Source organism: Peptoniphilus sp. HMSC075B08 (genome assembly GCF_001815405.1).
In the GTDB taxonomy this organism is placed as follows: domain Bacteria; phylum Bacillota; class Clostridia; order Tissierellales; family Peptoniphilaceae; genus Peptoniphilus_A; species Peptoniphilus_A harei.
Genome location: NZ_KV820448.1, coordinates 60,906 through 75,849 on the forward strand (window position 1 = coordinate 60,906; position 14,944 = coordinate 75,849).

A 14,944-nucleotide genomic window follows, 5' to 3' on the forward strand; every position below is an offset into this window, starting at 1 on the left:
ATTTGTATGTATTTTTGAGGTGAGTAAATGAAATTAGATCTTAGTACTTTTTTGTCGTCTGATGAAATCAGATTAGACTTTGAGGGTATTCTAGAGGAAAATGACACAGATTTGAATTTAGAGGATCTCAATCTCATCTATCCCGTAGAGTACAATGGATATATTCATGATTTGACAGGGGAGTTAGAACTTTGTCTAGATATTTCCTACAAATTTAAGGCTAAGTGTGACAGATGTCTCAAAGAATTTGTAAAAGAAAAAGAGACTAGTTACCTTGCTTACAATTTTAAAGACCCAAGTCTATATGATGAAGATTCTGTAGATGAGTACTTTAAAATTAAAAATGATTCCATAGATCTTTCGGAAATAATTTTTTCACAGATAATTACTTCCATTAACGGAAAGAATTTATGTAGCGAAGATTGCAAGGGATTGTGCCCACATTGTGGCAAGAACTTAAATGATGGCCCTTGTGATTGTGTGGAAGAAGAAGTTGAGGAAACTGTGGACCCAAGATTTGGGAAGTTATTAGATTTATTTAAAGATGAGGAGGTGTAGAAATGGCCGTACCTAAGAGAAAAACTTCAAAACAAAGAAAAAACAAGAGAAGAGCATCTTCTTACAGATTAAATAAAGCAACAGTAGTTGAATGTCCTAACTGCCATGAAATGAAATTACCTCATAGAGTTTGTCCTTCTTGTGGACACTATGCAGGCAAAGAAATTGTTGCAGAAGCAGAATAATAGAGTGAGACTTAGGTCTCACTTTTTTTATTTGTCTTTATTGCTTTTATATTTGTAAAAAATTAGAGAGGCCTCGTGACCTCTCTTTTTTATTACTTATCAAATTTTTTTAACAAAGCTGGGATTCTTCCAAGTAAGTAAAGTTTTATAAATTCTAGGCCTAGATTTAATATTAGATGGGTTCCAATTCTTGTGACTTCTGTATATTTTTCCATAAGTTCACCTCTTATTACTTATTTCTTTTAATTTTTTATAAATCAAAATAAGAAAAATTATTTCTACAATGCTTGTTATGTAGTTTGGTTGTAAAAAAGTTAAAAATTTTATTGTTTGTGGACTCATAAGTTCCTCCTTTAGTCTTCTAAAGTTATCTTTATTTATTCTTTAACCTTATATCAAAAAAATAAAAATTTACATAAAATAAGTGTGATAAAAGTCACATTATTTTTAGGGTGAAGATGTTAAAATAATAATTAGAAAAGAGGGATAAAAGATGAGTTTATTTTTAGGATACATCCATCACTTGATGTACGAAAAGATTTTATTTCAAGAAGAATTACTAGAAAGTTTGTTGGAACTATTAGATGATGATAAAAAAATAAAATTAATTGAAGAACTTAATAGAGACTTTCCAATAGAACGAGGAGACTTAAAGGATATTATTGACGAAAGTAATATTCATGGCTGGCTCGATGAAAGGGTAAGAAGAAGTGAGAATAGGCTTGCAAAGACTGTTGCCTTTTTACTAAAGGACTTTGACATAGAAGAATTAAAAAATAAATTTAATGAACTTGGTAAGACTTACGAAGTAGGAGAGACTCCTGAAGAAGCCTTTAAGTTTATAACTTCAAAATTTTTAGACGGTATGCCTTGCGACCATTCTCTAATGATAATAAATAATGAAGAAAATGAATTTATTTTTAAAGTTGCAAGAGACCTTCACAAAGACATTTGGGAAAGTTATGTAAATCCAGATTATTATTGGGACTTAAGGGATGCTTTTATCTCTGGAAGTTTGGAAAATTCTGGATTAAAATATGAAAAGATAGATGAAACTTATGTAATTAGGAAGTGATTTCATGGAAACTTTAAAGTATACAATTAATTATTTGGAAGATGAGCACGAAGAAATTCTTGCCTTCTGTAATAAGATGGAAGAAAAGTGCTTGGAAATCCTCAATGGAAGGCTAGATATAGATTTTTTTAGGAAGGCCATAAGCTTTATAAGACTTTATGCCGATGGGCTTCATCACAAAAAAGAAGAAGATATTTTATTTAAGGCAATGCTGGATAATCTTGGACCTCTTGCAGAAAAAGTAGTCCGTGGTGGTATGCTTGTGGAACATCAAATGGCAAGGGGCTATGTAATGGAGCTTGAAAATAATTTGGATTTATTTGAAGAGTCATCAGATGATCTTGCTAAGCTCCACATCTTAACCAATGCCATGGCTTACGTTGAGCTTTTAAGGAGTCACGCAGAAAAGGAAAACAAAACTGTTTATCCCTTTGCGGATAAAAATCTACCAGAAGATGTAAAGGCTGAAGTGGCAAGGGAAATGGAAAAAAGAGTTAAGGAAGAAGAAAAAAATCTGGAAGATAAAAGGAATTTAATGAAGTCTCTAGGTTTTTAATTTTAAACTTTGGATTTATCATTAATCAAAAATAATTCACTTTCATCTATTATCAAAAAGATTACAAATTGATTACAATGAACCTGGCGACAAGACTTTTGCCAGGTTTTTTGGTATTATAATTCCTCGAGGTGAAAAAATGAAAAAAATATTTATATTAATGATAATCTTAATTGCAGCACCTTTTTCTGTTTTTGCAGGAAAGGAAGTAGCAATGCCCTTAAATGTTTCTGCAATTAAGGATAAGGAAGTTTATAATTTTGAAATTAAAAATGCCAAGGCTAACGACTTAATAGAAATTGAAGTTAAGAGCGAGGGAAATGAATCCAAGGGATTAGTAAAGAAAAATGTAATCTCAAAGAATAAGAAAAACTTCGTTACTATTAGCCAAAAGGAACTAGACTCAATAGTTGGGCCATCAAGTGGTTATGCCTTTAAGCTAAGATTTGCAAACAAGGACAAGTCTTCAGGATTTTCAAATGAACTTCACTTGGGAAAGGCTCCTGTCTTTAGAAATTACAGCAATTGGGCTTACAATGACCTAGTAAAGGCTGAGAATTTAAAACTTTTCTCTCAAGGAGTTGCAGCCAACACTAGGGCAAAGGTAACTAGGGAAGAATTTGCAGAAGTTGCAGTTAAGGCTTACAAGATTAAGTACAAGAGATCTTCTCAAGGATCAGTTAAGCACTTTAAGGACACAGATAACAGGTATGTAAACATGGCCTATGATCTTGGAATTATGAATGGTAAGGGCGACGGAACTTTTTCTCCTAAGGCTCACATGACTAGGGAAGACTATGCTGTAGTTATTGCAAATATTTTTGAATTAAAGAACAATAAAAATGTCAGCATGAAGGACAGCAAAAAAGTTTCAAATTATGCTAAAGAGTCTGTGAACAAGGCCCTTAATGCCAAGTACTTAAACTTAGATGAAAAGAAAAACTTTAATCCAAAGAAAGAGATGACAAGGGAAGAAGTAATTTCTTCTATAGTACGTCATATTTAATGAAAATTTTACAAAAAGTTTATTTAAATTATAAAATCAAATAATTTATGTTATAATACTTCCAGGTGAGATAATGAAAAAAGTAATTTTTGACATTAGTCCGCTTGGAAGTTTTCAATTTTCTTGTGAGACTTACATAATTTATTACAGGGAAAAATATGGACAAGATATTTTTTTCTACACTAGAAAAGATGGAAAATATTTTAAGGTAGAGGATAGTGAAGAGTTAAGGAATTTAAAGAATAGGGTGATAGTCCACAGAGACCTAGGCCCTGTTGTTGAAATGATTCCTCACGATCTAGACACAAGAGTCTTGCCTCTAGATGAAGAGTTGGAAGAAGATGAAATCCTAATTAGCATTGTTGAGAGATTGGGAGAGGGAGCAAGCTGGAAAAACTCTAACATAAGAGTTGTTGAAGTTTAAAATTAATTGCAAAGAAAAAGAGATTCAATTAAGAATCTCTTATTTTTTTACAAATTTTTATTTTTTAAAATTTTCTGGGAATTCCACAAGAATTTTTTCAATCCTATTTTTTGTCTTTTTAACAATTGTGAACTTCAAGTCGTCAAGTTCAATGACTTCATTGAACTTGGGGAAACGGTCAAGTTTTTCAATTATATATCCGCCAAGGGAATCAAACTCTTGGCACTCAAGTTCTGTTCCAAAGATTTGATTTACCTCATCGATATTTATTGCTGCTTCAATGAGATATTTATTGGGATCAACTTGAAGAATCTCTTCGTCTTCTTCTGTGTCATACTCGTCAGAAATTTGACCAACGATTTTTTCGAAGATATCCTCAAAGGTAATCATGCCTTCAGTACCACCATACTCATCTGTAACTATGGCGACAGATAATTTATTTTGCCTCATTTCAGAGAAAAGTGTTCCTGTAGGTTTGTACTCAAAGGTGAAGAAGGGCTTCTTAAAGAAGGACTTATTATCTGCCAGGGACTTAGTTTTATCCATGTGGAAGATATCCTTTACATTTAGGATACCCACAATGTTGTCCAGGTTGTCTTCGTAGACTGGCATCCTTGAATAAGAATATTCAGAAATTTTTTCTATAATCTCGTCAAAGCTTTCTTCAATGTCTATGGCCACTATGTCTGTCCTTGGAGTCATAATGTCTTTTGCGTAGTTGTCCTTAAAGTCAATTACATTTTGAATCATCCTAGACTCGTTCTTATTTATAATCCCTTCTTCCATGCCAAGGTCCATGGCATCGATAAGGTCTTCTTCTGTAATTATCGGCGCTTTGTAGTCCTTGTCTTTTATTGCAATCTTTATTATAGATTGGGAAAAGAAGTTTATAAGCATTGAAAGAGGCCTCATAAAAGTAATAAAAAATTTTAAAAACTTTGCATACTTTGGAACAATTTTTTCGTAATTTTTCTTGCCCAAGTTTCTTGGTAGGCTTTCTCCAAAGATAATTATGGCTATTGTAGAAATTATTATTCCCAAGACAAGACCCCAAATTCCAAAAAGCTTGTAAAAGAATAAAGAAGTAAAGATAATTGATAGTGAATTGGAAAAATAGTCCAGGATCAAGGTTGTGGAATAAATATTTTCTTTCTTCACAAGTTTTTTAATCACAGAAATATTTTTTACTTCTAGGTCTTCAAGTCTTGATAATTTTACTGACCCAAGGGCTAGGTAGGCATTTTCTATTAGGGTAAATAAATAGGAAAAATATATTGCCACAAGGGCTAAGATTAGGTATATGTAATAATCCATAAAATTCAACTCCATTTTAAATTTTATACCCAAATAAATAAAATTTAAATAAAAAAAGCTGCCCATCGGCAGCCTTTTGATTTTATTCTACAGTTACTGATTTTGCTAAATTTCTAGGTTTGTCTACATCATTGCCAAGTAATACTGAAGTGTAATAAGCAATTAATTGTTCTGGTATTACTGCAAGAAGTGGTGTCAATAAATCAATAGTTTTTGGAATTTCTATCATTTCATCTGAAGAATCTTTTACAAACTCATTGCCTTCTTCTGCAATAGAAATAACTTTTGCTCCACGTGCAATAAGTTCTTGGTTGTTAGACACAGTCTTGTCGAGAATCTTACTATAAAGAGCAACTGATATGACAGGTGTACCTTCTTCTATTAGGGCAATAGAACCGTGTTTAAGCTCGCCAGAAGGGAAGGCTTCTGTATGGATATAAGAAATTTCCTTTAACTTTAGGGCACCTTCTTTTGCTGTAATGTAATCAAGAGATCTACCAGTGTAGAAAATTGATTTAGCATTCTTAATTGAGTCTGCAATTTCTTTAAATTCTTCCTTGTGTTTTAAGATTTCTTCAATTTGTGATGGAAGTTTTTCCATATTTTTTATTATTTCTTTAACTTCATCTTGAGAAATTTTATTTAACTTAAGGGCAATGTCCATAGCCAAGAAGTAAAGTGAAATAACTTGTGTTGTGTAGGCCTTAGTTGAAGCAACAGAAATTTCTGGTCCTGCATAGCAGTAGATAACCTTATCTGCTTCTCTAGAAATTGAAGAGCCAACAACATTTGTAACAGCAAGAGTTTTTGCGCCGATTTTTTTAGCTTCTCTAAGGGCTGCTAGGGTGTCAGCAGTTTCTCCTGATTGAGATACAAAGATAACAAGAGATCTGTCATCTAAAAACATATTCTTGTATCTAAACTCTGATGCAATTTCTGAAATTACAGGAATGCCTGCAAGATTTTCTATTGCATACTTGCCAGCTTCACCTGCGTGGAAGGCAGTTCCACAAGCAGTTACATAAATCTTGTCTATATTTTTTAATTCATCAAGGGATAGACTTCCTTCAGCAGGAAGATTTATCTTATAGTCTTTGTGTTTAATTGAAATAACTTCCTTTAGGATAGAAGGTTGTTCGTGAATTTCCTTAATAAGGAAGTGGTCGTAACCTTCTTTTGATGCATCTGATGCAGAAATTTCAACTTCTGTAATTTCTCTTTCAACTTTTTTGTGGTTCTTGTCATAGATTGTGTAAGAATCTTCTCTCATGTCAACTACATCACCGTCTTCAAGATAAATTATCTTGTTAGTATGTTCGATTACAGATGTAATATCACTTGCTATGAAGTAACCATCTTCACAGATAGCGAAGAGAAGAGGAGAAGAATTTCTAACAGCAACAAGTCTATTAGGTTCATTTTCATCAATGATTCCAAGACTGTAAGCTCCCTTTAAGATATCAGTTGATTTAAAAACAGCTTCTAAGATGTCTCCATTATACTCTTCTGAGATCAAGTTAGGAATAACTTCTGTATCAGTTTGTGAAAGGAATTCATGTCCCTTTTCTATTAACATCTTTCTAAGTTCTAGATAGTTTTCAACAATTCCGTTGTGAACTACAGATACCTTTTTGTCACTACTTAAGTGGGGGTGGGCGTTAATTTCATTTGGCTCACCGTGAGTTGCCCATCTTGTGTGACCAATACAAACATTTGATGGGTACTTATCAAGGTCAAAGGATTCTTCAAGAGCCTTAATGCGACCCTTCTTCTTAAAAGTTACTAATTTATCATTATTTAAAAAAGAAAGTCCTGCAGAGTCGTAACCCCTGTATTCTAATTTTTTAAGACCTTCCAGTACTAGTTTCGTTGCATTATTTTTTCCAATATATCCAACTATTCCGCACATATTTCTACCTCCAATTTTTTAGAGACTCACTACATTTATTTTGTTATAAAATTACTTTTATTTTTTGTAAAATGTTTAGGCTGTGAAACCTTTGAGGCATCCGCCGATAATCGATAACCTCATACCTCGTCAGCCACTAGGGCTCAGGCGCTTCAAAAATTTTTGTCTCTTTCAATAAATTTTACCATAAGGGTTATTTAAAGTAAACTTATTAAGCTTGTGACGCTTATAAGACCAAGGTTGAGCTAAGAATTATGTTAAAATAAATTTGGAGGTAACAATGAAAATTTTTTGTAAAGAATATGAAGTCATGGATTTCTTATCAAGTCAAAGTGAATTAAAACTTAATCATCTCGTGAGTTACTTAATAGAAACTTCAAACTACCAGTCAATTGATCTTGGCTTAGACAATGAAAAGTTATTGGACATGGGTTATACCTGGATGATTTATAAGTGGAAGATAAAAATAAAAAGATATCCAAGAAGTCATGAAAAAATAAAAATAAAAACTTGGGCAAGTGGTTTTAGAAATATAAATGCTTTTCGTGAGTTTGAAATTTATTGTGGAGGAGAAAAAATCCTTGAAGCTTCAGCAATATTTTTGTTAATTGATCTTGAAAATAGGAAGCCCATTAAGATTCCTGAAGAAATTGCAGAAGTATATGGGTCTAATGACAATAGAATTTTCAAAAGCATAAAGAGGATTAACGAGCCAGAAGACCTTGAGAGAGTAGATAGGTTTTATTATAAAATTTTAAATCGTGACTTGGACTTTAACGACCATGTCAATAATTCTGTATATCTTGAATTAATTTATGAGGCTATGGATAAAGACTTGTCACACATAAAATTTAAGGAAATAAGTGTCAATTATATTAATGAATTAAAATTAGGAGATGAGATAATAATTGATTCCTACAGGGGAGAGGATAGATTTTATTTCTTCTTCAAAAGCAAAGATAAAGGTCAAATTTATACAAGGATTTGTGGTCTCTCGCAAAGTTCCAATTAGTTGAAAAAAATATTTTCAAATGTTAACATAACAATAGAAAAGACAACACTAGAAAGAAATTACGGAGGAAATAATGGATAAAGATAAAATATTATCAGAAGTAAATGGTAAAAAAATTACAGGAGTGGACTACAATCTTTTTATTGATTCACTTAACCCACAATTAAAACAATATTTTGGTGGAGATGAATTAAATAAGGATGTTGTAAATGAATTAGTTTACCAAGCTCTTTTATATGAAGATGCAATGGAAAAGGGCATGGACAAGGAAGATGAATTCCTTCAAGTTGTAGAAAAAACTAAGGAAAGCATGTTAAAGACTTATGCCTTAGGTAAACTTCTTGCTACTGCTGAAGTTAAGGACGAAGACGTAAAGAAATTCTACGAAGAAAACAGAGATGCCTTCAAACAACCTGAATCAGCTAATGCTTCTCACATTCTAGTTGAAGAAGAAGACAAGGCAAGAGAAATTTATGAAAAAATCCAAAAAGGCGAAGACTTTGAAGAACTTGCAAAAGAATTTTCAACTTGCCCATCAAAGGAAAAGGGTGGAAACCTTGGAACTTTCACTAAGGGACAAATGGTAAAAGAATTTGAAGATGCAGTTTTTGAAAACGAAGTTGGAACTATTACAGAACCTGTTAAGACTCAATTTGGTTATCACATTATTAAAATCAACGAAAAGAATGATGCAAAGGAACTTGCTTTTGACGAAGTAAAAGACAAAATTGTGGAACAAGTTAGAAGACAAAAAGAACAAGAAATTTATAACGAAAAAATCACAGAATTAAAAGATAAATACGAAGTGAAAATGAACATCTAGGTGAATTATGAAACTTGAGCTTTTTAATTACATCGATGATGTAATGAATCTTTTTGATTACCATAAAATTGAACTTGCGGGAGTTAATAAAGAGCTTAAAAAGTATTTTACAGAGTTGTTTTTAGATGATGATAGACTTACTAATATCACAACTAGGATGAAAACTCAGGAATCCTTACGTGAAAAACTCATTAGGAGAAATTTTTTCATGAGGTTTCCTGATCCTGTTAATGGATTTAATTACATTCAAGATTTAGTTGGCATTAGAATTGAGTGTCGTTTTATCAAGGACGAGGAGGACCTTTATAAAAAAATTATTAAGGACTTCACAATAAAATCAGACAGGGGTTATTATAGGTCTAATAAAAACAGGAAGATTAGACTAAAGCTAGATGACCCTCAGCCTCAAACCCTTGCAAATGGTTTCACAATGTTTAAACTAGATGGTGAGTATGACACAGGGTCTTACATCTACCGTTTTGAACTTCAGATAAAGTCATTTGTAAATGTATTTTGGGGAGAGATAGATCACAAGCTACTTTACAAAAATTATAATTATATAATTACTGAAGGATTCTTTAGGGAAATTATGAATTCCATTAATGACAACCTAAAGATGATTGACAAGCAGCTTATGATACTTTACGACCATGTAAAGAAACAGGACGCTTCAGAGACAATTTCTGCAGAGTCTCAACTAAAGAAACTTTTGTCAAAGATTCTTCATGATGTTTTCACTACAAAAATTCATGAAGAGTTGGGAATATATTTAAACATAAAAATTATAACAGATGTAGTTGTAGATTTTCTATTTATGAAGTCCTCTAGGAATAAAGACCTAAGTTATGGAGAAAATTTCATAAATTTAATTAACAAGGTCAACTCTGTCTCTGGAAATGAAATGGACTTTGAAGAATATATTGTATTTAAGAATAAGCCAAGATATTATGACAACTTTTCTAAGGGACTAATAGAAGTTTTTAGCAAGGTGTTAAACGGCGACCTTGATTGGAATATTTTCTTTAAAATCCTACAGAGATTGCTACAAGAATCCTACAGTGACATATTAACTGAATTTATTATTTTTGTTAGATATGAGTACACTTGTGAACTAAGAAAACTTTGCGAAGACAAAGACCTTTCAAAAGAGAAGTCTCAAGAATTTGAAAAGGAAGTTTTATCTATGGTCTTAGAGGAGTTTAAAAAGACGCCTTCTCTTGAATTCTTAATGGATAAATCTCTAAATAAGTATAGAAATGTACTTTGTGAAATGGAAAAGTCCGAAACTAAATCAAGGAGCAGAATGCTTAAAATATTTAAAGATAATTATACTTTTTAAACTGTAAATCTAAATGTTTCTTATGTATAATAGACCTAGGAGGTTTAAATGAAAGACAAAGATACCTTATTAGAGAACAGAACATTTTATTATTTTGATAAATTGACAAAAATTCCAAGATGTTCCTTTGAAGAAGAAAAAATAAGAGATTATTTAATTTCTTTTGCAAAAGATCATGGTTTGGAATATAGAACTGATACTATTGGAAACGTTGTAATAATTAAGGAAGCAACAAAGGGCTATGAAGATGTGGACAGCATAATCTTGCAAGGCCACATGGACATGGTTTGTGAAAAAACTCCAGAATGTACAATTGATTTTTCAAAAGATCCAATAAAATACGAGATAGACGGAGACTTAATTATTGCTCGTGAGACAACACTTGGTGCTGACAATGGTATTGCTGTTGCAATGACACTTGCTGTATTAGAGTCAGATGAGTATAAGCATCCAAAGATTGAAGCACTTTTCACTGTCAATGAAGAAAGTGGAATGACTGGTGCAGGAAATCTTGAAAAGGGAATGGTTACATCTAAGAGACTTTTAAACATTGACTCTGAAACTGAGGGAGTTGGATGTATCTCTTGTGCAGGAGCAGAAAGAGATCTTATAAAACTTAAAAAAGATTTTAAAGATGTAGATAAAGATAAAACTTTCTATGAAGTTATAGTCAATGGATTAAAGGGTGGACACTCTGGACAAGAAATCCAAGTTGGACTTGGAAATGCAGTTAAACTTTTAGGAAGAAGTCTTTACAGCCTTTTCCAAAAAGTTGATGCAGACCTAATTGAAATAGAAGGTGGAGCAAAGCCTAATGCTATTCCTAGGTATGCAAGAGCTCTTGTGGCAGTTAATGATGAAGATATAAAAGCAATTCAAGACCTAATAGTTGAACTCAATGCCCAATTTGTAGGAGAACTTGGAAAAGTTGATCCTGATGTTAGACTTAACTTTGAAAAGTCAAAGGAAACATGCGACAAGGCCTTTACAGATGATTTAAAAGACAGAATTGTTAATCTTCTAAACCTTTTGCCTAATGGTGTTATTGCAATGAGCAAGAACATCGAAGGCTTAGTAGAAACATCTGTAAACGTTGGGGTAATTGAAAATCATGAAGATGAAGTTCATATTATTTCAAATATAAGATCTTCTGTATCTTCTGCTAAGGAATATATTGGAAGTGTAAATAAAATTGCTGCAAAGAATTTTGGAGCAGAAGTAGAAATTATAACAAAATATCCTGCATGGGAATATAAAGAACATTCACCACTTAGAGAAGTAGCTAAAGAAGCTTACAAAGAAGTAAGTGGAAAGGAATTTAAGCTTGAAGCAATTCACGCTGGACTTGAATGTGGAATTTTTGTTGAAACAATTGGAGACATCGATATGCTTTCTATTGGACCAAATATGAAGGGAGTTCACGCACCAGGCGAACACCTTTCTATTTCATCAACTGAAAGAGTATTTGATTTCTTAATAAAGATATTAGAAAAATTAAAATAAATTTGGAGGAAATATGAATAACGAAGAAAAAAACCTACACCAACACGACGAAGACTGTGGATGCGACTGTGGTTGTGAACATGATCACGATCATGAAGAAGGCTATCAAACTATCACTCTTACATTAGAAGACGATAGTGAAATGGTATGTATAGTTATTGGAATCTTTGAATGTGAAGATCAAGAATACATTGCTCTTCTTCCTGAAAATGAAGAAGATGGAGAAGATGTATTTATCTACAAGTACAAGGAAATCAACGAAGAAGAAGTTGAACTTGATACTATTGAAACTGAAGAAGAGTTTGAAAAAGTTTCAAAGACTTTCGAAGAAATTTTTGCTGACGAAGAGGAAGAATAATTTTCTATATGGCATATAGAAAATACTCAGACTTTTTAAAAGACAAGTTTGGTGAAAAAGTATATAAGCTTCCAGTCAAACTTGATTTAACTTGTCCCAATAGGGACGGGACTTGTGGTAGAGGTGGATGTATTTTTTGTGGTGAAGAAGGTGGATCTTTCGAAAATAGTGAAGGAAGTGTCCAAGAACAACTTCTAAAAAATATGGACCACATAAGAAAGAAATACAAGGCTAAAAAATTTATAGCTTATTTTCAAAATTTCACCAACACCTACATGCCCTTTGAAGACTTTAAGAGAGTAATTGAGGAGTCACTTATTGAAGATGTTGTTGGGGTTAGTATATCTACTAGGCCCGACTATCTTCCTAAGAGGCACCTTGACTATTTAGAAGAACTTAATAAGAAATACTTTGTAACTCTTGAAATTGGTCTTCAAACTGCAAACTATCATAGCTTGGAGATTTTAAATAGGGGACATGGTCTTGCTGAATTTATTGACGCAGCCATTAAACTTAAAAGTAGAAATTTAAATATTTGCACCCATATGATCATTGGTCTTCCTTGGGATGACGATTTAGATATTGTGGAAGGTGCAAAGATATTAAATGCCCTTGAAGTTGATGAGGTAAAGCTTCACGCTCTTTATATCTTAAAAGGCACAGCCCTTGGTAAGATGTATGAAGAGGGAGAAATAACCCCTATTCCTTTAGAAGACTACAAGAAAAAAGTTATACTCTTTTTAAGAAATCTTAAAGATGATATAATAGTTGAAAGAATAATTGGAAGAGCACCTTATGAAGATTCTCTCTTCTGCAATTGGAATACTTCCTGGTGGAAAATTAGAGACGACATTGTTAATGAGATGCAAGAAAACGGATACACCCAAGGTGATCTAGTGAAAGGAGAATTACTATGATAAAGTATATTTTAGGAAGCAAAGGCTCTGGAAAAACAAGATGGTTAATTGACAACGCTAATGAAGATATGAAACAAGGCGATGGAAATATAGCTTTTGTAGAAGTTGATGACGATCACATTTTTAGTCTTGATTATAATGTAAGACTTATCAATGCTACTGAGTACAGATTAAATTCAATTGACAGCTTCTACGGTTTTATCTGTGGACTTCTTGCAATGGATTATGACTTACACAAGATTTATGTTGATGGAATTTATAAGGTTCTTAAACTTAATGTTGAAGATTTAGAGCACCTTTATAACAAGGTTGCTAAGATTCCTGATGCTGCAAACAAAGAAATTTTTATTAACGTTGATTATTTAAAAGAAGACATGCCTGAATCTTTAAAGGATAAATGTCTAGAAGTTACTGGTAAATAAGGTGTTATAAGTGGATAGAAAAACAATGGTTAGAATTATTGCGATTCTCCTAGTTATTGCTATGGTAATTCCAATAGTTCTCAGTGTGATTTAATGGTGCTCCGTGGAGTTTAGGAAAAAAAGAGGAGTATTTGAAGATTTTTTGGAACACAGGTCTTATCTCATAGGCCAATATACTAATGGAGATCTTACAAAAAAAGAATTTTTGCAAAAAAACTTTGATTATTTTGCCTTAAGAAATGCAAGGCCTTATATAAAGGTGGACTCTTATGAAAAGGGAATGTTTAATTACCAATACTACAATGTAATGGCCAAGTATTACAGGTCTCTCTCTAAGGAAGTTAGAAATACAAAAAAACATTCAAAATACTACAATTATTATTTAAACTTAACAAATAAATACTACGAACTTAAGGATAAGTCTGTCTTAAATATTTTAAAGATACAAGACTTTAGGAACACTAAGGCCTATTATATTAAGTGTCAATCCAAGGCTCTTAGAAATGAGCTATACGAAATAGTATTGGAAGACAAAAAAGAAGCGATTTTTCACTCAAAGGCTGATTGGCTTCTAAAGGTTCTTCAAGAAGAAAATATTTTTGACGACAAGATGAAGACATCCATTATAGATCACTATATAAATGAAAAATATTATTAAATCAAAAGACTGAAAAAGAATTTTCTCTTTCAGTCTTTTTTGTTTGTCTAAAATTTTAAAATTTAATTATTTGATTTATTAAAAAAATGCCAACTAAAAAATAGTTGGCATATAAGATGAATTTTATTTTGCTTCTCGTCTTATTTCAATTAAGAAAGATTCCATAATTCTTGTTAAATTTTCTTCTTTACACTGGATATCAAGGGTATACATATTGCCTGTTCCAGTGTAATCAAAATGATCTTTTAATTTTTTAAAGACTTTCTTGAGGTCAAAGTTTAGGTTTTGTGACCTAAGTATTAAGATTTTTGATTTTGGTCCATTCTTTAAGCCATAAATTTGTATAAAATTATCTTCTTTTAGGATGTAGTTTGAAATCTCACGTAATTCCTTTAGATTTACATCTTGAAGTAGTTTATAAATATAATTCAAGCCAGAAAATTCTGTAGAGAAGTTTTTAAAACTTTCTACTGCTTGGTAGAAAAGTATAGATTTTTCTTCTTCTTCATTTTTAATTTGAGACTTTGATTTGTTTTCTTCTTTATCCTTGTCACTTGAATTTTTTCCTTTATTAGACTTATTAAACTTGTTTAAGTCCTTAAAGGCTTCAAGCTTATATTTATCGTGGAAAAATTTTGCATCATACTTTTCTTCATTTTTATTTTGAGACTTTGACTTATTTTCTTCTTTATCCTTGTCACTTGAAGATTGTTCTTTATTAGAAGTCTTAAACTTATTTAAGTCCTTAAAGGATTCAAGCTTATATTTATCGTGGAAAAACTTTGCATCATACTCTTCTTCATTTTTATTTTGAGAATTCGATTTGTTCTCTTCTTTATCCTTGTCACTTGCGGATTGTTCTTTGTTAGACTTATTAAACTTGTT

The 14,944-nt window shown here is 31.9% G+C and carries 18 protein-coding genes and 1 pseudogene; 14 read left to right on the forward strand and 5 right to left on the reverse strand.

Going from position 1 to position 14,944, the window contains the following annotated elements:
- Nucleotides 1-27: 27 nt before the first annotated feature.
- Nucleotides 28-558 (forward strand): YceD family protein, encoded by a 531-nt coding sequence (locus HMPREF3023_RS03895; RefSeq protein ID WP_070700936.1) that lies wholly within the window; start codon nt 28-30, stop codon nt 556-558.
- Between the two features lie 2 nt (nt 559-560).
- On the forward strand, nt 561-743 hold the full coding sequence (rpmF, locus tag HMPREF3023_RS03900; protein ID WP_019107039.1) for a 50S ribosomal protein L32: 183 nt from the start codon (nt 561-563) through the stop codon (nt 741-743).
- A 92-nt stretch (nt 744-835) separates the two neighbouring features.
- Here rpmF and HMPREF3023_RS09750 read toward each other — a convergent pair whose 3' ends face one another.
- Nucleotides 836-958 carry a hypothetical protein gene (locus HMPREF3023_RS09750; protein WP_256373650.1) on the reverse strand — a complete coding sequence of 41 codons (123 nt, stop codon included), beginning with the start codon at nt 956-958 and terminating at the stop codon, nt 836-838.
- Between the two features lie 4 nt (nt 959-962).
- Complete coding sequence (locus tag HMPREF3023_RS09755) at nt 963-1,085, reverse strand: hypothetical protein (protein WP_256373652.1); 123 nt, start codon at nt 1,083-1,085, stop codon at nt 963-965.
- Nucleotides 1,086-1,236: 151 nt separating this feature from the next.
- Between HMPREF3023_RS09755 and HMPREF3023_RS03905 the strand changes: the two genes are divergently transcribed.
- The 4 genes from HMPREF3023_RS03905 to HMPREF3023_RS03920 all read left to right on the forward strand — a co-directional run bounded on the left by HMPREF3023_RS03905 (nt 1,237) and on the right by HMPREF3023_RS03920 (nt 3,804).
- On the forward strand, nt 1,237-1,818 hold the full coding sequence (locus tag HMPREF3023_RS03905; protein WP_070700938.1) for a hypothetical protein: 582 nt from the start codon (nt 1,237-1,239) through the stop codon (nt 1,816-1,818).
- A gap of 4 nt (nt 1,819-1,822) precedes the next feature.
- Complete coding sequence (locus HMPREF3023_RS03910; protein WP_070700940.1) at nt 1,823-2,374, forward strand: hemerythrin domain-containing protein; 552 nt, start codon at nt 1,823-1,825, stop codon at nt 2,372-2,374.
- A 139-nt stretch (nt 2,375-2,513) separates the two neighbouring features.
- Nucleotides 2,514-3,380 carry an S-layer homology domain-containing protein gene (locus HMPREF3023_RS03915; RefSeq protein ID WP_070700942.1) on the forward strand — a complete coding sequence of 289 codons (867 nt, stop codon included), beginning with the start codon at nt 2,514-2,516 and terminating at the stop codon, nt 3,378-3,380.
- A 73-nt stretch (nt 3,381-3,453) separates the two neighbouring features.
- Nucleotides 3,454-3,804, forward strand: a complete 351-nt coding sequence (locus tag HMPREF3023_RS03920) for a hypothetical protein (RefSeq protein ID WP_070700944.1) — start codon at nt 3,454-3,456, stop codon at nt 3,802-3,804.
- Between the two features lie 57 nt (nt 3,805-3,861).
- On the opposite strand, the gene HMPREF3023_RS03925 is transcribed toward HMPREF3023_RS03920, so the two are convergent.
- A complete protein-coding gene (locus tag HMPREF3023_RS03925) occupies nt 3,862-5,118 on the reverse strand; it encodes a hemolysin family protein (RefSeq protein ID WP_070700946.1) in 1,257 nt (418 codons plus the stop codon).
- An 82-nt stretch (nt 5,119-5,200) separates the two neighbouring features.
- A complete protein-coding gene (gene glmS / locus HMPREF3023_RS03930; RefSeq protein ID WP_070700948.1) occupies nt 5,201-7,027 on the reverse strand; it encodes a glutamine--fructose-6-phosphate transaminase (isomerizing) in 1,827 nt (608 codons plus the stop codon).
- Between the two features lie 280 nt (nt 7,028-7,307).
- Here glmS and HMPREF3023_RS03935 point away from each other — a divergent pair, with 280 nt between their 5' ends.
- From HMPREF3023_RS03935 to HMPREF3023_RS03970, 8 genes are all read left to right on the forward strand, one after another.
- Complete coding sequence (locus HMPREF3023_RS03935; protein ID WP_070700950.1) at nt 7,308-8,039, forward strand: acyl-[acyl-carrier-protein] thioesterase; 732 nt, start codon at nt 7,308-7,310, stop codon at nt 8,037-8,039.
- A gap of 73 nt (nt 8,040-8,112) precedes the next feature.
- Nucleotides 8,113-8,862 (forward strand): peptidylprolyl isomerase, encoded by a 750-nt coding sequence (locus tag HMPREF3023_RS03940; protein ID WP_070700952.1) that lies wholly within the window; start codon nt 8,113-8,115, stop codon nt 8,860-8,862.
- Between the two features lie 7 nt (nt 8,863-8,869).
- On the forward strand, nt 8,870-10,201 hold the full coding sequence (locus HMPREF3023_RS03945) for a GTP pyrophosphokinase (RefSeq protein WP_070700954.1): 1,332 nt from the start codon (nt 8,870-8,872) through the stop codon (nt 10,199-10,201).
- Between the two features lie 48 nt (nt 10,202-10,249).
- Nucleotides 10,250-11,704: an aminoacyl-histidine dipeptidase gene (locus HMPREF3023_RS03950; RefSeq protein WP_070700956.1), complete on the forward strand. Its 1,455-nt coding sequence runs from the start codon at nt 10,250-10,252 to the stop codon at nt 11,702-11,704.
- A 13-nt stretch (nt 11,705-11,717) separates the two neighbouring features.
- Complete coding sequence (locus HMPREF3023_RS03955; protein ID WP_070700958.1) at nt 11,718-12,062, forward strand: DUF1292 domain-containing protein; 345 nt, start codon at nt 11,718-11,720, stop codon at nt 12,060-12,062.
- 8 nt (nt 12,063-12,070) lie between these two features.
- Nucleotides 12,071-12,979: a tRNA modification radical SAM protein MnmL/YtqA gene (locus HMPREF3023_RS03960; protein WP_070700960.1), complete on the forward strand. Its 909-nt coding sequence runs from the start codon at nt 12,071-12,073 to the stop codon at nt 12,977-12,979.
- Nucleotides 12,976-13,401, forward strand: a complete 426-nt coding sequence (locus HMPREF3023_RS03965) for a hypothetical protein (protein ID WP_070700962.1) — start codon at nt 12,976-12,978, stop codon at nt 13,399-13,401. The genes HMPREF3023_RS03960 and HMPREF3023_RS03965 overlap by 4 nt, the downstream gene beginning before the upstream one ends.
- Nucleotides 13,402-13,504: 103 nt before the next feature.
- Nucleotides 13,505-14,059, forward strand: a complete 555-nt coding sequence (locus HMPREF3023_RS03970) for a DUF6648 family protein (RefSeq protein ID WP_070700964.1) — start codon at nt 13,505-13,507, stop codon at nt 14,057-14,059.
- A 123-nt stretch (nt 14,060-14,182) separates the two neighbouring features.
- Here the strand turns inward: HMPREF3023_RS03970 and HMPREF3023_RS03975 are convergent.
- Nucleotides 14,183-14,944: pseudogene (locus HMPREF3023_RS03975) on the reverse strand (alanyl-tRNS synthetase); the annotation flags it as partial.

Bases quoted from the DNA above. Each gene is read 5' to 3' on its own strand.
- HMPREF3023_RS03895 (WP_070700936.1), top strand. From the start codon at position 28: ATGAAATTAGATCTTAGTACTTTTTTGTCGTCTGATGAAATCAGATTA.
- rpmF (WP_019107039.1), top strand. From the start codon at position 561: ATGGCCGTACCTAAGAGAAAAACTTCAAAACAAAGAAAAAACAAGAGA.
- HMPREF3023_RS09750 (WP_256373650.1), bottom strand. From the start codon at position 958: ATGGAAAAATATACAGAAGTCACAAGAATTGGAACCCATCTAATATTA.
- HMPREF3023_RS09755 (WP_256373652.1), bottom strand. From the start codon at position 1,085: ATGAGTCCACAAACAATAAAATTTTTAACTTTTTTACAACCAAACTAC.
- HMPREF3023_RS03905 (WP_070700938.1), top strand. From the start codon at position 1,237: ATGAGTTTATTTTTAGGATACATCCATCACTTGATGTACGAAAAGATT.
- HMPREF3023_RS03910 (WP_070700940.1), top strand. From the start codon at position 1,823: ATGGAAACTTTAAAGTATACAATTAATTATTTGGAAGATGAGCACGAA.
- HMPREF3023_RS03915 (WP_070700942.1), top strand. From the start codon at position 2,514: ATGAAAAAAATATTTATATTAATGATAATCTTAATTGCAGCACCTTTT.
- HMPREF3023_RS03920 (WP_070700944.1), top strand. From the start codon at position 3,454: ATGAAAAAAGTAATTTTTGACATTAGTCCGCTTGGAAGTTTTCAATTT.
- HMPREF3023_RS03925 (WP_070700946.1), bottom strand. From the start codon at position 5,118: ATGGATTATTACATATACCTAATCTTAGCCCTTGTGGCAATATATTTT.
- glmS (WP_070700948.1), bottom strand. From the start codon at position 7,027: ATGTGCGGAATAGTTGGATATATTGGAAAAAATAATGCAACGAAACTA.
- HMPREF3023_RS03935 (WP_070700950.1), top strand. From the start codon at position 7,308: ATGAAAATTTTTTGTAAAGAATATGAAGTCATGGATTTCTTATCAAGT.
- HMPREF3023_RS03940 (WP_070700952.1), top strand. From the start codon at position 8,113: ATGGATAAAGATAAAATATTATCAGAAGTAAATGGTAAAAAAATTACA.
- HMPREF3023_RS03945 (WP_070700954.1), top strand. From the start codon at position 8,870: ATGAAACTTGAGCTTTTTAATTACATCGATGATGTAATGAATCTTTTT.
- HMPREF3023_RS03950 (WP_070700956.1), top strand. From the start codon at position 10,250: ATGAAAGACAAAGATACCTTATTAGAGAACAGAACATTTTATTATTTT.
- HMPREF3023_RS03955 (WP_070700958.1), top strand. From the start codon at position 11,718: ATGAATAACGAAGAAAAAAACCTACACCAACACGACGAAGACTGTGGA.
- HMPREF3023_RS03960 (WP_070700960.1), top strand. From the start codon at position 12,071: ATGGCATATAGAAAATACTCAGACTTTTTAAAAGACAAGTTTGGTGAA.
- HMPREF3023_RS03965 (WP_070700962.1), top strand. From the start codon at position 12,976: ATGATAAAGTATATTTTAGGAAGCAAAGGCTCTGGAAAAACAAGATGG.